This is a genomic window from Synechococcus lacustris str. Tous, from assembly GCF_003011125.1.
GTDB lineage: Bacteria > Cyanobacteriota > Cyanobacteriia > PCC-6307 > Cyanobiaceae > Synechococcus_D > Synechococcus_D lacustris.
This window is the reverse complement of record NZ_PXVC01000269.1, coordinates 1-754: the sequence shown is the minus strand read 5'-3', so window position 1 is coordinate 754 and position 754 is coordinate 1. Positions and strand designations below refer to the sequence as shown.

Annotated in this window: 1 protein-coding gene; it reads left to right on the top strand. The window is 51.2% G+C overall.

Annotated elements, in window-relative coordinates; genetic code table 11:
- Positions 1–754 (top strand): agmatinase family protein (locus C7K08_RS14840; protein WP_161955966.1); only part of this gene is annotated, 754 nt, incomplete at both ends.

Below are 754 nucleotides of genomic sequence, written 5' to 3'. Positions count from 1 at the left end.
GGTATACGTCGTATCTCGGCTCTTTATACGCCTTACAACTACGAAATGGGAGTTGACCTTCGCGAGCAGATAACTCTATGTGATGTTGGCGACATCTTCACAATACCCGCCAATAACGAGAAGAGCTTTGATCAGATCTCTAAGGGTATTGCACACGTGTTTTCCAGTGGCGCCTTCCCAATCATCCTGGGTGGTGACCACTCAATTGGCTTCCCCACTCTGCGTGGAATTTGCCGACACCTGGGTGACAAGAAAGTTGGCATCATTCATTTCGATCGCCACGTCGACACCCAAGAGATCGACCTTGATGAGCGCATGCATACATGTCCCTGGTTTCATGCCACCAATATGGCTAATGCACCTGCCGAGAACTTGGTGCAGCTGGGTATCGGTGGTTGGCAAGTACCACGCGAGGGCGTCAAGATTTGCCGCGAACGTGGAACCAATGTTCTCACGGTTACCGATATTTGTGAAATGGGCCTAGAAGCCGCTGCAAAGTTTGCAATTGAGCGCGCTACCGATGGTACCGACTGCGTCTATATCTCCTTCGATATCGACTGCATTGATGCCGGCTTTGTACCCGGTACAGGCTGGCCAGAGCCCGGAGGCTTACTTCCTAGGGAGGCCCTTAAATTACTTGAGTTGATTGTACGAAATGTACCTGTATGCGGTCTAGAGGTGGTGGAAGTATCGCCGCCCTATGACGTCAGCGACATAACTTCATTGATGGCTTGCCGAGTGGTCTGTGACACCA